Below are 16,110 nucleotides of genomic sequence, written 5' to 3' on the forward strand. Positions count from 1 at the left end.
CTCTATGTCGGCAATAGCTTTTTTTATTACAATAATAGCCTGCACGCCCATGTCCGCGAGTTCGTGTTGCGCGCCGAAACCAAGAATAATTTTCGATCTGTTTCCGCAACGATTAGCGCTTCTGGCCTGAATTGGCACGATGTCGCCGCCTATTTTCGCCCCGATGCCGTCGGCAGCTATAGTTTTGACGCTCAGAATAGGGTGATCTTCACCCCGAAAGGGCAAAAGCCCTTCGATGTGACCATTCTCATGGATTGCAGCCAATGCCCGGTGCATCCCGAACTGAAAACACTCTTCACGGAATATGCCGAAAAACACGCCGCCACCGTGCGCGCCAATGGGGCCGAGCCGGTGTTGTTCATGTCCTGGGCCTATCAAAACGTTCCCGAAATGACAGGCGAATTGGCCGATGCCTATACCGCGATGGGCAATAAACTGAAAGCCCTGGTTATTCCCGCGGGGCTTGCCTTCGCGACAGCCCAAGCGCAGGCCCCCGAAATCGGCCTCTACCAGAAAGATAAGCGTCACCCCACCCTCGCCGGCACCTATCTCGCCGCCGCCACGACCTACGCAACGCTGTTCGGCAAAACCCCCGAGGGCAACCGCTATACCGCCGATCTGCCCGACGAAGTCGCCGCCAAACTGCAAACCGCCGCCTGGACCGCCGTGCAGGATTATTTCAAGCGGTGAGGGCACGTCAGGGGTTTCACCCCCGATGCGCTTTGCGCGTCAAACGCGCGGGGACACCCCCAGCCAAGGGACTTGTCCCTTGGCAATCCCATTTTCATGACTGAGGCTCAGAGTGCTATCAAGCTTCTGAGACAGGAAACCCGGTTTCTTAAGGGGCGGGTCCGCCCCTTAAGCGGGGTCCAGGGGCAGCGCCCCTKGCAAACGAACAAGGTCTCTCCCCATGCCACGGTATCGTTTCACGGTGGAATATGACGGTGCTCCCTACTCCGGCTGGCAGCGGCAGAAGTCGGGCGTGCCCAGCGTGCAGCAGGCGCTTGAAACCGCGCTGCTCGCCTGTTCGCAGGAGGAGGTGACGGTCCATGCCAGCGGGCGGACCGATGCGGGCGTTCACGCGCGCGGGCAGGTGGTGCATGTGACGATGAGCAAAGCCTGGAATCCGTACCGGCTGATGCAGGCGGTGAATTTTCATCTAAAGCCGCAGCCGGTAGCGGTGCTCGATGCCGTGCCGGTGGCCGATGACTGGCACGCGCGGTTTTCCTGCATCGGGCGCTGGTATCTCTATCGGATTCTCTGCCGAACCGCCCCCCCGGCTTTGGAGCGGGGCCGGGTTTGGTCGGTCGCCTATGCGCTCGATGCCGACGCGATGCAGCTTGGCGCAAACCGCTTGCTGGGAACGCAGGATTTCACCAGTTTCCGGGCGAGCCTCTGCCAAGCCGACTCGCCGGTGCGGACCTTGGACCGGCTGGAGGTTGCGCGCGTTGGCGATGAAATCCACATCACCGCCGCCGCCCGGTCGTTCCTACATCATCAGGTGCGCAATATGGTCGGTACGCTCGCGCTCGTCGGGCAAAAAAAATGGACGGCGGATGATGTGACCGCCGCCCTTGAGGCCAAAGACCGTTCCGCCGCCGGACCAACCGCGCCCGCTGAAGGTTTGTACTTCATGGGCGCGGTCTATCCGGAGGAGTAAAAAATTACTCTTCCTGGAATGCTTCCTCGCGCTTTTTGCGCACCGAGGGGCTGAGCACGATAATCAGCGCCAGCGCCGCCAGCACCAACATTGTCGCGCTGATCGGGCGTTCGACGAAAACCATCGCGTCGCCGCGCGACAGCGTCATCGCCCGACGCAGGTTTTCTTCCATCATTGGGCCGAGAATGAAGCCCAACAGCAGCGGCGCGGGTTCGCACTCCAGCTTTGCGAAAATATACCCGGCCACGCCGAACCCGGCCATCAGGAACACGTCGAAATTCGTGTTGTTGAGGCTATACACACCGATGCCGCAGAAGGCGAGAATCGCCGGGAACAGCAAATGATAGGGCACGGTGAGCAGGCGCACCCACAGGCCGATCATCGGCAAATTGAGGATGACGAGAAAGAAATTCCCGATCCACATCGACACAATGATGCCCCAGAACAAAGTCGGCTGTTCGGTCATCACCAGCGGGCCGGGCTGGATGCCCTGGATAATCATCGCGCCCGCCATCAACGCCATCACCGGGTTCGATGGGATGCCGAGGGTGAGCATAGGGATGAAGGAGGTTTGTGCCCCGGCGTTATTGGCACTTTCCGGCGCGGCCACGCCTTCGATGGCACCCTTGCCGAAGCGTTCCGGGGTTTTTGAGAGTTTCTTTTCCAGCGAATAGGCCGCGAAGGACGAGAGAATCGCGCCGCCGCCGGGGAGAATACCGAGGATCGAGCCCAGCGTCGTGCCGCGCAAAATCGGCTTCCAGATGCGCTTGAAATCGTCGCGCGTCGGCAGCAGCCCCGTGACCTTCTTCACCATCACGTCGCGGTTGCGCTCGTCTTCGAGGTTCTTGATGATTTCGCCGACGCCGAACATCCCCATCGCCAGGGCAACGAAGTTGATACCGTCGGCAAGTTCCGGAATTTCGAAAGTAAAGCGCGGCGTGCCGCTATTCACGTCCGAACCGACGAGGCCGAGCAGCAGCCCCAGCACAATCATGCCGATGGCTTTTAGTAACGAGCCGTGCGCCAGGGCCACCGAGGCGACGAGGCCCAGCAGCATCAGCGAGAAATATTCGGCAGGGCCGAATTTCAACGCCATTTCGGCCAAAGGCGGCGCGAACACCGCCAGCAGCAGAGTTGCGACCGAGCCCGCGAAGAAGGAGCCCAGCGCGGCGGTCGACAGCGCCGCCCCGGCGCGGCCCTGGCGGGCCATCTGGTAGCCGTCGAGCGCCGTCACCACCGAGGAGGATTCGCCGGGCAGATTAATCAGAATGGCCGTGGTCGAGCCGCCGTACTGCGCGCCGTAATAAATCCCCGCGAGCATGATGAGCGCCGAGAGCGGCGGCAGGGCGAAGGTGGCGGGCAGCAGCATGGCAATCGTCGCCACCGGCCCCAGGCCAGGCAGAACGCCGATCAAAGTGCCGAGCAGAACGCCGCCCAAGCAGTAGAAAAGATTTTGGTAAGTAACGGCCGCATCGATCCCGATGCTAAGATTTGCGAGCAATTCCACGGTTCAGCCCTCCGTTCACGCGCCAAACCAGGGGCCGATCATAGGGATCGGCAGCCCAAGGGCTTTAATAAAGATAATCACGCAGAAAACCGTCAGCCCCGCTGCCAGCAGCACGGTCGATTTCCAATGGAAATAAACACTGGCCGTAGCCGTGATGCCCACATAGGCGAGCAGGGCGGCAATCAGCCCGGCATTTCGCACCAAAAGGCCGAACACGACAGTTCCGACCAGCACCAGCAGCAGTTGCTTCCAGGCAAAACCCGTTACCGGGTCGCCGTCGCGGAACAGCGCCCGCAGGGTAACGCCGAGGCCGATCAGCGTGAGAACACTGGCCAGAATGGTGGGAAAATAGGCCGGTCCCATGCGGGTTGCCGTTCCCATCTTATAGTCTTGGGCAATAAGAATAAAACCCAGCCCCAAGCCGATAAAAATCAGACCGGAGATGAAATCCTTCGGATGGCGAATTGAAACTGCCATTGTGCGTTACCCCTCCCAGGAGTCGCGGTTTTTGCCGACCGTCTTGTGGCGACGGTCTTGGTCTCAGAAAAGGCAAGGCCCTGTCTGATGTCCCTGGCGGTAAGCCTAGCAAAAAGGGCGGAGAACCCCCCGCCCTTTCTTTAGAGCGAAGCGGGCAGCTTAATCCGCGTAAACGCCCGCCGCCTTAATGATCGGCGACCATTTTTCGACTTCGGCCTTAACATGCTTGCCCAAAGCCTCCGGGGTCGCCCGATCCTGGCTGACCGGCTCGGTGCCAAGTTCGGCGAAGCGGGTCGTGACGTTCGGGTCTTTCAGAGCTTCTTGAAGCGCCTTGCTGAGCTTGGCGATAATCGGCTGCGGCGTGCCCTTCGGCGCATACATACCGTGCCACACTGCCACTTCGAAGCCCGGCAACCCGGCTTCATCCATCGTCGGAACTTCGCTCAGCGAGGCGACGCGGGTTTTTGTGGTAACGCCATAGACCTTAATCTTCCCGCCTTTGATTTGGCTGGTGGTATTGGTCGTCTGGTCGCACATGAAATCGACCTGCCCGCCGAGCAGATCATTCATGGCAGGCCCGGTGCCTTATAGGGAACCGTGGTGAGTTCGGTCTTGATTGCGGTCATAAACAGCATGCCGCACAGGTGCGAGGCCGAGCCAACGCCCGCATTCGCGTAAGAAACCTTATCCTTATTCGCCTGGGCGTAGGCCACCAGCTCTTTCAGGTCTTTCGCCGGAAAAGCGCTTTTGGCGACGAAGGTCATCGGCACGTCGGTAATCAGGCCGATCGGCGCAAAATCATTCAACGTGTCATAGGGCAGCTTGCGGTACAGCGCAACGCTGGTGGCCTGGCCGATATGGTGCAGCAGGACCGTGTAACCGTCCGGCGCGGCCTTGGCGACGCGCGCCGCGCCCAAGGTGCCGCCAGCCCCGCCGACGTTTTCGATAATGAGCTGCTGGCCGAGCGATTTACCCATCGACTGCGCAACAAGGCGGGCAACCGTATCGGTCGGACCGCCCGCGGCGAACGGCACGATGACCGTTACGATTTTAGTGGGATATTCCTGGGCGGAAGCCGCGCCAGCAAGCATGGTTGCGCCCGCAAGCGCCGACAAAAGAAACCGGGTCATAGACGTCTCCTCCGAATTTTAATTTTATTCGTTGAAGTTCGACCATACCCCTGCGGTGAACGCCCGGTCCATTGTGGTTTTCCGCAAGCTTCTCGCCGCTAATTCATCCGCTGCCCGGTTTGCGGGTCGAACAGCGAAATCCGCCGCCCATCGAGACGCAATGGCACCGGCTGATGGCGCGCGATGGCCGCGTCCGCCGGAACGCGAATGGTGAGTTCCGGCCCGACGCCGACGCCAGTGCGCGCCGGATCGAAGCGCATCAGCACATACATATCCGGCCCCGTCGGCTCGGACATCAGCGGCGTGGCAGTGACGGTCGTCACATCCTCCGCCTCGGCCAAGGCCACATGTTCAGGGCGGAACCCCAGCGTCACCGGCTGACCCGCCTGCCCAAGAGCGACATCAAGCCCCGGCAGCGGAATCACGCCTTCCGCCGTCAGCACCGCCAGATGGTCGCCCGCCCGCCCGAAGCGGCCTTCGACGAAATTCATCGTCGGCGCGCCAACGAAGGATGCAACGAAGCGGTTCGCCGGGCGACCGTAGACTACTTCCGGGCGGTCGCACTGCTGAATACGGCCCTGGTTCATCACGACGATGCGCGTTGCCATCGTCATCGCTTCGATCTGATCGTGAGTGACGTAGATGATCGTGCGGCCCAAGCGTTCGTGCAGCTTTTTAAGCTCGATGCGCATATCGGCGCGCAGTTTGGCGTCGAGATTGGACAACGGCTCGTCGAACAAGAATACCGACGGCTCGCGCACCAATGCCCGCCCGATGGCGACGCGCTGCTGCTGGCCGCCGGAAAGCTGGCCGGGTTTGCGGTCGAGCAGATGGGTGATCTGCAATAGGTCCGCCACCTCGCCCACTTTGCGTTCGATGTCGGCCTTGGCGGTGCCGCGCATCTTGAGGGCAAAGCCGATGTTCCGGCGCACCGAGAGCGTCGGGTAGAGCGCGTAGGATTGGAAGACCATCGCAATATCGCGCTGATCGGGCTCCAGCGCCGTCACGTCGCGCCCTTGGATGGAAATACTGCCGCCCGACAGCGGCTCCAGCCCGGCAATCGCGTTGAGCAGGGTCGATTTCCCGCAGCCCGAGGGGCCGAGAAGCACGAGAAACTCGCCCTCCTCAATCGCCAGGTCCAATTGATCGATGATGGTGACGGAACCGTAGCTCTTGCGAACCCGGTTCAGATGAACGCCGCGCATACTCATTATCCTTTCACCGCGCCCGCTGCGATGCCGCGCACGAAGAGGCGGCCCGAGCAGAGGTAGACCAGCACTGTCGGCAGCGCGGTCAGCATGGTTGCGGCCATATTGACGTTATATTCCTGCTCGCCGAACTGGGAGCCGACGAGATTATTCAGCGCCACCGTCACCGGCTGGCTGTCGCGCGCGGCAAAGGTGAGGCCGAAGAGGAAATCGTTCCAGGTGTAGGTGAACTGCAAGATCACCGCGACGGCAAAGACGGGCAGCGACATCGGCAACATAATGTACCAATAGCTCGACCAGAACCCGGCCCCATCGACCCGCACCGCCTTAATCAGATCGGCGGGCACGGAGCGGAAGAAATTGCGGAACATCAGCGTGGTGAAGGCAAGGCCCCACACCACATGGGCGAGAATCACCCCGCCCGTGGTGCCGAAGAGCCCCAGCGTGCGCACCAGAATAATCATCGGGTACAATGTTACCTGCGGCGGAATGAACAGGCCGATCAAAATCGCCGCGAACAGAAAATCCGCATAGCGAACCTGGCGCAGGCTGAGGGCATAGCCGGTGATCGAGCCGACCGCGATGGAGAGAAACAGCGAGGGCAGAACGATCGCAATCGAATTGGCGAAATAACCGCCCATCCCGTCGCACTCGCCCGCCGTGCAGCGCCCTACCCAGGCTTTCCCCCAGGCGGCGAAGCTCGGCGCGTGCGGCAGATCGAACAGGCTGCCATTGCGAATTTCATCCATCGTTTTCAAGGAGGTGCTGAGCATCAGCAGAATCGGCGACAGCATCGCCAGCGCGGCCCCGGCTAGCAGCAGATAGAGAATAACGCGATTGTAGCGCATCATCCGGCCCTCCGCGCTTTGCTGAGTTCGTAATAGATATAGGGCGCGACCACGGCGGCGACGGTGCAGAGCATCATGAACGCCCCCGCCGCCCCAAGCCCCAGTTCCTGCCGGTTCAGAATATGATCGACGACGAAGCGCGCGGGCAGATCGGAGGCAAAGCCCGGCCCGCCCCCCGTGAGCGCGACGACCAAATCGAAGGCCTTCATCACCAAGGACGATAGCAGCACGACCAGCGTGAAGAATACCGGGCGCAGCATTGGCGTAATGATATTGGCGTAAACCCGCCAAACCGGAATGCCATCAACCCGCGCGGCTTTCCAAATATTCGGATCAACCCCGCGCAAGCCCGCCAAACACAGCGCCATGCACAGGCCGACCTGCTGCCAAATCCCGGCAATCGCTAGGGTAAAAATGGCGCGGTCGGGCCGAACCAGCCAGTTGAAGGCGAATTCTTCGAACCCGAGCCCGCGTACCGCCGCTTGCAGCCCGAAGCTGGGGTTCAGCAGCCACTGCCAGATAATCCCAGTGACGATGAAGGACATGGAGAGCGGCAGCATGAAGATGGTGCGAAACACCCCTTCGGCCTTCACGCCCCGGTCGATCAGAATAGCAAGAAAATACCCGACAACAATGCAGCCCACGGTAAACAGCACGCCGTGAATGGCGAGATTCTGCATCGCCTGCCACCAGCGCGCCGTATCGAACAGGCGCTCGTACTGCAAAAACCCGACGAACTCATAGCGCGGCAACAGGCGCGAGCGGGTGAGCGAAATCACGAAGGTCCAGGCGATGAACGCGTAGAAACAGACCAGCGTAATCGTGGTCGCCGGAATAAGCGCGACATAGGCCGAAACCGCCGTCGGCAGCGCCAAACGCCGCTTTCGGACCGATACAGCAGGGGGAGACGGCGGGGGTTCGGTCATTGCAGGCATGTCCTAAAGCAAATCCCAAGCCGGCGCAGCCCCGGACGGGGCCAACCGACTTTCACGACGAAAAAGGAATTGGGCACCACACAGCAGGAGGGTAGCAAGACAGGGGTTTCCCGGGGGAGAGAAACCCCTGCCGTGCCGGTATCGTCCGGGTTATTTCGCCCGGTCGATGGCCTTGACGAACAGGTCGCGGCCCTGTTCGGGCGTCATCGCCTTATTGTTCCAGAACTGCGAAATCGCATCGTCGATTGCGCCGGAAACCGCGCTCGGCACGCCGAACAGGCCGGTCGAAACGAGATGGGTCGCCGGGTCTTTCAGCGTATTGATGGCAACCTTGGCACAGCTATCGAAACCGATATCCGGCACATCCAGGCGCGACGGGATCGAACCCTTGCGCTTGCTGAACGCCGCCTGCGTCGCCGGGTCCATCATCACGGTCGCCATCAGGGTTTGCGCGCCCTTGGACGGCGCATCCTTGACATTGGAGAAGGCGAAAGCATCGACGGTCATAATATAGGCCGTGTCTTTTGCCGGTGCTAAAGCGCAGCCGATATCCTTACCGGGTTCGAGCTTGGCGGCGACCATTTCGCCCTTGGCCCAATCGCCCATGAACTGAAACGCCGCCGTGCCCTTCATGACCATGCCAGCGGTTTCGTTCCACTTGCGACCGGGGCTCGATTCATCGACCAGCGGGCGCAGAGCGGCAACGGTTTTGAACACGTCGAGCATGGTATCCGTGCCCATCGCGGCCTTATCGAGCTTGCCGTAAACCTTGGCGTAATGCTCCCGCCCGCCAACGCCGAGCAACACGGAGTTAAACAGAATGCGCTCCTGCCAGGGCTCACCACCCAGAGCCAGCGGAATGATCCCAGCGGCCTTCAGCTTCGGCGCGGCGGCGAGGAAATCGGCCCAGGTTTTGGGCACCTCGACGCCCGCTTTCTTCAGCGCGTCGAAGTTATAAAACATCCAGTTTTCGCCGTGAATATTCACCGGCGCAGCAATATATTTGCCCTTATATTTCGAAATATTGGCGATCAGCGGCGGCAGGGCTTTATCCCAATTGCCGACCTGGGCGACATCGTCGATATCGTTCAGCAGGCCTTGATCGGCGAGTTCGAGTAGTTGCAGGCCGACCGAATATTGAAACACGGTCGGGGGCTTGCCGCCGATCATGCGGTTCACGGCGGCAGCGCGCGCATTGCCGCCGCCTGCAATCGGCGTGTCCTGCCAAACGCCGCCCTTGGCGGTGTAAGCGGCACGAATGGTGGCGAGCGCCGCCGATTCACCGCCGGAGGTCCACCAATGCAGCACTTCTGCCGTCTGCGCTTGGGCGGTGCCCAGGCCCGTGGTGAGGAGCAAAGCAGCGGCTAACGCCGCAAGGCGCGGGGTGTTCATCGTCATCGGTTCCTCCCGAGGGCATCTCTATACACGGAGATGCGGTTTTTGAAACATGCTCGCCCTCGCTTAGAGAGGGCTTCGTAACGTTTCGATTTTGTCCGATCACGCCATGAAGTTAGCGCCGTGTCAATTTCAAATTTTCATTGAATTGCGAGATTTTTGGGATCGACAGGAAAAAATTTTAACGTTACGATTTAACGCGAACGACAGGGTGCCCCTGCTTGGGTAGGCCCGTCAAAAAAATGGGAAGGAAAAGCGTCATGCGGTTTCCGCAGAATTTTGCCTGGGGGGTTTCGACCTCCAGTTATCAGATTGAAGGCGGCGCGCCGGACGATGGGCGCGGGCGCAGCATTTGGGATACTTATTGCGCCACGCCAGGCAGGGTCACGAATGGCGATGTCGGCGATATCGCCTGCGACCATTATCACCGCTACGAGGAAGATTTGGATTTGATCCGCGACCTGGGCGCGTCGATCTACCGTTTCTCGATCATGTGGCCGCGCGTTTTGCCGGAAGGCACCGGGCAGGCCAATGAAAAGGGCCTGGATTTCTATGATCGGTTGATCGATGCCATGCTGGCGCGCGGGCTAAAGCCTTGGCCGTGCCTATACCATTGGGATCTCCCACAGGCCTTGCAGGATCGCGGCGGCTGGGGTAACCGCGATATCGTCAATTGGTTCACCGATTATACCGCGCTGATGGCCAAGCGCCTCGGCGACCGCGCCGAAAATTGGGTGACGTTCAACGAGCCGAACGTCGTCGCCTGGATCGGGCACGAGGAAGGTCGCCACGCACCGGGAATCACCGATCCGCGCATGGCGTTGCGCGCCACTCATCACCTCAACCTCGCCCACGGCCGCGCCGTCACGGCCCTGCGCAGCCTTGCGCCGAAAGCCGGGCTTGGGTTCGTGCTGCCGCTGCACAAGGCCCGCCCGCTGCCGCAGCGCGCCGAGCAGGACGCCCATCTGGTGCCCCTCTTCGAAGATAAGTGGAACGGTGCCTTCCTCGATCCGGTCTATTTCGGGCACTACCCGGAATCGCTCCAGGCGAAAATGGCCGAGCATGTGCAGGACGGCGATTTGACGGAGATCAATGTTCCCGTCGATTTCATGGGCGTGAACCAGTATTTCCCCTCCTATATCCAGGCCGCCGAAGGGGAAGCCTGGCCGTTCCGCCACGCCGAGCCGCCGAAATATTTCCGCCGCACGGAAATGAACTGGGCCATCGACGGCACCGCCTTCTACGAAATCTTGATGATTTTGAAGGAGCGCTACGGCAACCCGCCGGTCTTCGTGACCGAAAACGGCAGCGCATTCCTTGATATTCCCGGCAAAGACGGGCGGGTCGCCGATCACGACCGCATCGCCTATTACCAGGAATATCTCGAAAACCTGCTGCGCGCGTCAAACGACGGGGCCGATATTCGCGGCTATATGCCTGGTCCTTGCTCGATAATTTCGAATGGGCGCACGGCTATGCCAAACGCTTCGGCCTCGTGCATGTGGATTACACGACGCAAAAGCGCACGCCGAAAGCCTCCTACGCGTACATGCAGCAGGTTTTCGCCAACAACGCCCTGCCGACGCCGAACGCCGGTGCATGACATGCCGAGCTTGCCAAGCCCCCTCGGACTAAGGTTCATGGAGGCTTGGCAGTTTAGGCGGACGCGTTGGGCATGGCGAATAATAGGGCGAATTTAAAAACGCTGGCCGATCACCTCGGCCTGTCCGTCACCACCGTTTCGCGGGCGTTGAAGGATGGGCCGGAGGTGCGCCCGGAAACCATTGCGCGGGTGAAGGAAGCGGCGGCCACCTTCGGCTATGTGCCCAATATCGGCGGCGTGCATTTGCGCACGGGCCGCACGATGAAAATCTGCTCGATTCTCTACGCCCCGGAAGTCGGCGATTACGGCGACCCCGGCTTTTTGGCCCAGGTGGAAAGCCTGTCGAAGGGGCTCGAAACCTCGCTCTATAACCTGATCGTCTTGGCCCAGACCGAAGGGCAAGGCCCGCTCGACCCCGTTCGAAAAACCTTCGAGCAGCGCTTGGCCGACGCGGTGATCTTCTCCCGCACGACGCCCCAGGATACGCGGGCGAAATATTGCCTGGAGCAGGATTTTCCTTTCGTCAGCTTCGGGCGGACCGAGCTTCTCACCCCGCACGCCTATATCGACCATGACGATGAAGGCGCGGTCTTCGATGCCGTCGCCACGCTGGCGCGCGAAGGGCACACGCGGATTGCGCTGCTAAACCCGACGGGGACGCTCACCTACCTCGGCTTGCGCGTCCAAGGCTATCGGCGGGCCTTGCGCGAGGCGGGGTTGCCGTTCGAGCCAAGCTTGCTGCGCACCGCCCCCCTCTCGGTGCGCGGCAATCGGGAGGCGATTACGGCGCTGCTGGCGGATGATCCGAGCGTCACCGCCTTCGTCTGCGCCAATCAAATGTCGGTCGTCGGGGCGCTCGAAGGGCTGCTCGAATCCGGGCGCGATACGGTGCGGGATGGGCTGCGCGTCGTCGGCTTCGGCGGCATGCCGTTCCGCATGCTGTCCGAGCAAAAAGTGGTTTATTATTATCAGCCGCAGCGGCGCGTCGGCACGGTGCTGGCCCATCATATTCTGGGGCTGCTGAACGGCGAGCCGCCCGAGAGCCAGCAAAGCATTCTCACCTACACCCGCATTGAAGATTTGCGCCAGTTCCGCACCAATGAAGACCTGGGCGAATAGGCCTTTCCCCCGGCTTCGGATTTGCTTTAGGCTCCGGCCATGACCACGCCCGAGCTTACCCATAATCTGCCTGAACTCTCGGTTGGGCAGCTCTCCAGCGCCCTGCAACGCACCGTCGAGACCGCCTTCCCGCGCGTGCGCGTGCGCGGCGAGATTTCGGGGTTCAAGCGTGCCCCCTCCGGCCATCTCTATCTGAACCTGAAAGACCCGGACGCCGTGTTGGGCGCGGTGTGCTGGAAGGGCGTCGCCGCCCGCCTCACCCTCCGCCCCGAGGATGGGATGGAGGTGATCGCCACCGGCAAGCTCACCACCTTCGCCGGGCAGTCGAAATATCAGCTCGTCATCGATCAAATGGAACTCGCCGGGCGCGGGGCGTTGCTGGCCTTGATCGAAGACCGCAAGCGCCGCCTGGCCGCCGAGGGCCTGTTCGAGGCCAGCCGCAAGCGGCCCTTGCCAATGCTCCCGCGCGTCATCGGCGTTATCACCTCGCCGACCGGGGCGGTGATCCGCGATATTCTGCATCGGCTGAATGATCGCTTCCCCCGCCCCGTGCTGGTTTGGCCCGTACTGGTGCAGGGCGAGGCGGCGGCGGCGCAGATCGTCGCGGCGATTGAGGGCTTCAACCGCTTGGTGGAAGGCGGGCGCATTCCGCGCCCCGACGTGCTGATCGTCGCGCGGGGCGGCGGCTCCATCGAAGATCTGATGGCGTTCAACGACGAAGCCGTGGTGCGCGCGGCAGCATCCAGCGCCATTCCGCTGATCTCCGCCGTTGGGCACGAGACCGACACGACCCTGATCGATTTCGCCTCGGACCGGCGCGCCCCCACCCCCACCGCCGCCGCCGAAATGGCGGTGCCGGTGCGCGCCGATTTGCGCCAGGCGGTTGCGGAACGCGGCCAGCGGCTCGATCAAGCCGCCGAACGGATTTTGCAGGACCGCAATCTGCGCCTAGATGCCCTCGGGCGCGGCCTCACCGATCCGCGCCGCGCCGTCGCCGAGGCCCGGCAGCGGTTGGAGGATCGCGCCCAGCAACTTCATCGCGTCATGCGCCAGCGCCTTGCCCTGGCGCGCGGGCAGGTCGAAACCCTGGCCGCGCGCCTGCCCCATCCACAGGCGCAAATCGCCCTCGCCCGCAGCCGCTTTCTGGCCGAAGCCCGCGCGCTGGAACAAAGCTTTACGCGTCATCTCACCAGTGATCGCCAGCGCTTCACCGCGATTTCTGCCCGGCTGCGCATTGATCCCTGGCGGCAGGAACTGACGCGGCAAGGCCAGGGCTTGATCCAACTGGCTGCGCGCCTGCCGACCGCCTACGATCAGCAGCGCCGCAGCCGCGCCGACCGAATCGCCGGGCTGGGGCGCTTGCTGGAAAGCTATTCCTATAAGGGCACCTTGGCGCGCGGCTTCCTGGTGCTGCGCGACGAGGCCGGGGCCTTGCTGTCGGGCGTCGCAACCCTCGCCCCCGGCACCCTGGTAACGCTGGAAGCCCAGGACGGTAGCCGCAAGGCCGAAGTTCTGGAGGAGGGCGGCGGCCCGCGCCCCGCCCGCCCGCGTGCTAAAACCCCGCTACCGAAGCAGGAGAGCCTGTTTTGATCCGCCGTCTTGCCCTGCTGACCGCCCTGCTGGCCCCGCTCGCCGCCCAGGGTTTCACCCTTGATGCACCGATCGAACAGGGGCGGTTGATTCGCGGCCAGACGAGCCCGAACGCGACCATTCTGCTCGATGGCAAGACGCTGCCCGTAACGCCGGACGGGAAATTCGTCTTCGGCCTCGCCCGCGACGCAGCGGGCACGATCACCCTCACCGAAAACGGCGCGGCGACGGTTCTGCCGATTGCCGCGCGCGCCTGGGATATTCAACGCATCGAAGGCTTGCCGCCCGGTAAGGTCAATCCCGACCCGGAGGGGCTGAAACGCATTCAGCGGGAAGCGGCCCTGATTAAAGCCGCCCGGTCGCAGGTCACCAATTTGGCGGGGTTTGCCGATGCCTTCCGCTGGCCCGCCAACGGGCGCATCAGCGGTATTTACGGCTCACAGCGGATTTTGAATGGTGAGCCGCGTAGCCCCCATCTGGGGCTGGATATCGCCGGGCCGACGGGAACGGCGATCCGCGCGCCTGCGGCAGGGCGGGTGGTCTTGGCGGAGCCGGATCTCTTTTTTACGGGCCGAACGGTAATGATCGATCACGGCCACGGAGTAGGCTCGATCTTCGCCCATTTATCGGCCAGTTCGGTCACGGTCGGGCAGGTGATTGCCGCAGGCCAAGAGATCGGCGCAATCGGCGCGACGGGCCGTGTGACCGGCCCGCATTTGCATTGGGGGGTCTATTGGGGCGCGGTCACGCTCGACCCACAGCCCCTCATGCCAACCCCCGCGCCCGCGCCTCTACCCTAGGGCGGCGAGAGCCGTCACTGCCCGTTCGCGGGCGGCGTGATAGGTGCGTGCCGTTCCGGCGGCTTCGAGCGCGACAGTGGCGATCCTATCCCGCTGCCAGCCCGGCAGGGAATTGAAGGCGCGCCCGGCGGCGGCTTTGGTCTTGCCTTCCAAATCCTGTTCCAGCGTCCGCGACAGGATTTGGTAGACTTTGCTGACTTCGCCGACCACAGCCCCGGTCGCCGTCAGCAGGATCGTCATCGCCGACCGTTCGGCCTGCGGATCGATCAAACTACTATCGGAAACAAGCTTAAGATGCGCCATCGACCCTTCTCCCTTAGCGGTTGAAAGGGACGATAGCGCATGTTTTCTGCGGTTTCTAGAGGGTTTGTTAAAGTAATTTCTTATGAATCGAACGAAACCGCATAACCTATTGAATTTGAACAGTCTTACCGATCATACGGTTTCCAGACCGATTTCGCTGAGGCGCGCTTGCATCGCCATCTGCGTCAGCGCGTCGAGGCGCAAGGCCGAGAAAATCTTAACCCGATGCTCAAGCTGGCGGAAGGCTTGGCGGAAGGCGTTCACCTGCGCCAGATCATCGCCATTGGCGGCGAGACCCACGGGGTCATCCACTTCCCAATTGGCAATCATCGGCTGCCCCGGCCAGGTCGGCAGCGTATCGGCGGTGAGCGTATCGCCGACGACGAAGATGAAATCCATCACCGGCGAGGCTTCGGCGGCAAACTCGTCCCAGCTTTTGCTGCGCAGGGTGCTGACCGGCATGTTCAGCGACTGCAACAGGCGCTCGGCATAGGGGTTGACGGCCCCGGCGGGGCTGCTGCCCGCGCTATAGGCTTTGAAGCGGCCCTTGCCCCAGTAATTCAGCAGCGCTTCGGCCATAATGCTGCGCGCCGAATTCTGCGAGCAGAGGAATAGCACATTATAAATCTTATCCATGAGGCACACCCCGGCTGACCATCGCACGAATGACGACAGCATCAGGGCGTAGCACCGCTTGATTGCCGTATGATGACGTTAACGGAATCTCCGTTTCCAAAAAAAAACCGCCGACGCGCAGGCATCGGCGGTACAGTCACCAAGGGTTTTGAAACTACTCTATCTGGCGGCGATTAAGCCCAGCTTAACCCCGGCGATGGCCTTCTTTACGCAACTCGCGCATCTTTTCCTTCTGCTCCGGCGACAGCCCGTCCATCACCTTCTTCATCGTTGTGCGGAAGGTTTCGCGCTCGGCTTGGGTCATCTGGTCGGGAGTTTTACCGCCGCGCGCCTTATCGAGTTCGGCCTTTTGTTCGGGCGTCAGGATGCTTTCCATCGCGCCGCGCATCTTTTCCATCCGCTCGCGCATCGGCTTCTGGGCCGCGTCGAGCTTGGTTTTTTGCTCGGGCGTCAGGCTGGCCATCACTTCGGCGCGGGCTTTGTGCATGCCGTCGCGGGCCGATTCCAGCTTGGCCTTTTGCTCCGGCGTGAGGATTTCCATCATCGCCTTATCGTGACCGCCGTGGCGATGCGGGCCGCCATCGGGGCCAGGACCGGCAGCAAAAGCCGCACCGGCGAGAATCGTGGTGGCAGCAAGGGTCATCAGAAAACGGTTCATGGTCTGGGTCTCTTTTTTGTTCAGGTGAGTGATGTGAGGCCTCGATATGGGATAGGGGTCTTCCCCCGGGTTCATCCCCAGGGCTCCAATTTTCTGATCCGCGTTTCGTGCAGGACCGCCATCTAACTCTTGATTGGCTTGCTGGCCCGGTCCCATCTATCCCCTTAACAAGAGCCGGTGCCACTCCTGGGCCGGATTGGAGAGATGAGGCTGACGTGGATCACGCTCCCGATAAATGGTA

At 61.7% G+C, this 16,110-nt stretch carries 15 protein-coding genes and 1 pseudogene; 6 read left to right on the top strand and 10 right to left on the bottom strand.

Annotation, left to right across the window (positions count from 1 at the left end):
* Window positions 1–690: SGNH/GDSL hydrolase family protein (locus tag VZ95_RS24885; protein WP_045774169.1), on the top strand; the 690-nt coding region annotated here is incomplete at its 5' end.
* Between the two features lie 220 nt (window positions 691–910).
* Window positions 911–1,660, top strand: coding sequence for a tRNA pseudouridine(38-40) synthase TruA (gene truA / locus VZ95_RS00655; protein ID WP_045774170.1), 750 nt, complete (start codon window positions 911–913; stop codon window positions 1,658–1,660).
* Window positions 1,661–1,664: 4 nt separating this feature from the next.
* Here truA and VZ95_RS00660 read toward each other — a convergent pair whose 3' ends face one another.
* The 7 genes and pseudogenes from VZ95_RS00660 to VZ95_RS00690 form a co-directional block, all read right to left on the bottom strand.
* Complete coding sequence (locus VZ95_RS00660; RefSeq protein ID WP_045774171.1) at window positions 1,665–3,167, bottom strand: tripartite tricarboxylate transporter permease; 1,503 nt, start codon at window positions 3,165–3,167, stop codon at window positions 1,665–1,667.
* Between the two features lie 15 nt (window positions 3,168–3,182).
* Window positions 3,183–3,644 carry a tripartite tricarboxylate transporter TctB family protein gene (locus VZ95_RS00665; RefSeq protein WP_045774172.1) on the bottom strand — a complete coding sequence of 154 codons (462 nt, stop codon included), beginning with the start codon at window positions 3,642–3,644 and terminating at the stop codon, window positions 3,183–3,185.
* A gap of 159 nt (window positions 3,645–3,803) precedes the next feature.
* Window positions 3,804–4,774, bottom strand: a pseudogene (locus VZ95_RS29035) (tripartite tricarboxylate transporter substrate binding protein BugD).
* Window positions 4,775–4,872: 98 nt separating this feature from the next.
* Window positions 4,873–5,979, bottom strand: coding sequence for an ABC transporter ATP-binding protein (locus tag VZ95_RS00675; RefSeq protein WP_045774180.1), 1,107 nt, complete (start codon window positions 5,977–5,979; stop codon window positions 4,873–4,875).
* A 5-nt stretch (window positions 5,980–5,984) separates the two neighbouring features.
* Window positions 5,985–6,833, bottom strand: coding sequence for a carbohydrate ABC transporter permease (locus tag VZ95_RS00680; protein WP_232302417.1), 849 nt, complete (start codon window positions 6,831–6,833; stop codon window positions 5,985–5,987).
* The gene (locus tag VZ95_RS00685; RefSeq protein WP_156994918.1) at window positions 6,830–7,756 is read right to left on the bottom strand and encodes a carbohydrate ABC transporter permease; all 927 of its coding nucleotides are present in this window, start codon (window positions 7,754–7,756) and stop codon (window positions 6,830–6,832) included. Before VZ95_RS00685 ends, VZ95_RS00680 begins: the two co-directional genes overlap by 4 nt.
* A gap of 159 nt (window positions 7,757–7,915) precedes the next feature.
* Window positions 7,916–9,163 carry an ABC transporter substrate-binding protein gene (locus VZ95_RS00690; protein WP_045774174.1) on the bottom strand — a complete coding sequence of 416 codons (1,248 nt, stop codon included), beginning with the start codon at window positions 9,161–9,163 and terminating at the stop codon, window positions 7,916–7,918.
* Between the two features lie 257 nt (window positions 9,164–9,420).
* On the opposite strand from VZ95_RS00690, the gene VZ95_RS00695 reads away from it, so the two are divergent.
* From VZ95_RS00695 to VZ95_RS00710, 4 genes are read left to right on the top strand one after another with little or no spacing between them, the layout of a single operon-like run.
* Window positions 9,421–10,860, top strand: coding sequence for a GH1 family beta-glucosidase (locus tag VZ95_RS00695; RefSeq protein WP_456297660.1), 1,440 nt, complete (start codon window positions 9,421–9,423; stop codon window positions 10,858–10,860).
* Window positions 10,836–11,882, top strand: a complete 1,047-nt coding sequence (locus VZ95_RS00700) for a LacI family DNA-binding transcriptional regulator (protein WP_045774175.1) — start codon at window positions 10,836–10,838, stop codon at window positions 11,880–11,882. Before VZ95_RS00695 ends, VZ95_RS00700 begins: the two co-directional genes overlap by 25 nt.
* Before the next feature lie 39 nt (window positions 11,883–11,921).
* Complete coding sequence (gene xseA / locus VZ95_RS00705; protein WP_045774176.1) at window positions 11,922–13,472, top strand: exodeoxyribonuclease VII large subunit; 1,551 nt, start codon at window positions 11,922–11,924, stop codon at window positions 13,470–13,472.
* On the top strand, window positions 13,469–14,272 hold the full coding sequence (locus VZ95_RS00710) for a M23 family metallopeptidase (protein WP_198148010.1): 804 nt from the start codon (window positions 13,469–13,471) through the stop codon (window positions 14,270–14,272). Before xseA ends, VZ95_RS00710 begins: the two co-directional genes overlap by 4 nt.
* Here the strand turns inward: VZ95_RS00710 and VZ95_RS00715 are convergent.
* The 3 genes from VZ95_RS00715 to VZ95_RS00725 form a co-directional block, all read right to left on the bottom strand.
* Window positions 14,264–14,575: a hypothetical protein gene (locus VZ95_RS00715; protein WP_045774177.1), complete on the bottom strand. Its 312-nt coding sequence runs from the start codon at window positions 14,573–14,575 to the stop codon at window positions 14,264–14,266. The genes VZ95_RS00710 and VZ95_RS00715 overlap by 9 nt on opposite strands.
* Before the next feature lie 132 nt (window positions 14,576–14,707).
* On the bottom strand, window positions 14,708–15,211 hold the full coding sequence (locus VZ95_RS00720; RefSeq protein ID WP_232302418.1) for an arsenate reductase ArsC: 504 nt from the start codon (window positions 15,209–15,211) through the stop codon (window positions 14,708–14,710).
* 184 nt (window positions 15,212–15,395) lie between these two features.
* Window positions 15,396–15,869, bottom strand: a complete 474-nt coding sequence (locus VZ95_RS00725) for a hypothetical protein (protein ID WP_045774179.1) — start codon at window positions 15,867–15,869, stop codon at window positions 15,396–15,398.
* Between the last annotated feature and the right edge of the window lie 241 nt (window positions 15,870–16,110).

Source organism: Elstera litoralis (assembly GCF_000963705.1).
In the GTDB taxonomy this organism is placed as follows: domain Bacteria; phylum Pseudomonadota; class Alphaproteobacteria; order Elsterales; family Elsteraceae; genus Elstera; species Elstera litoralis.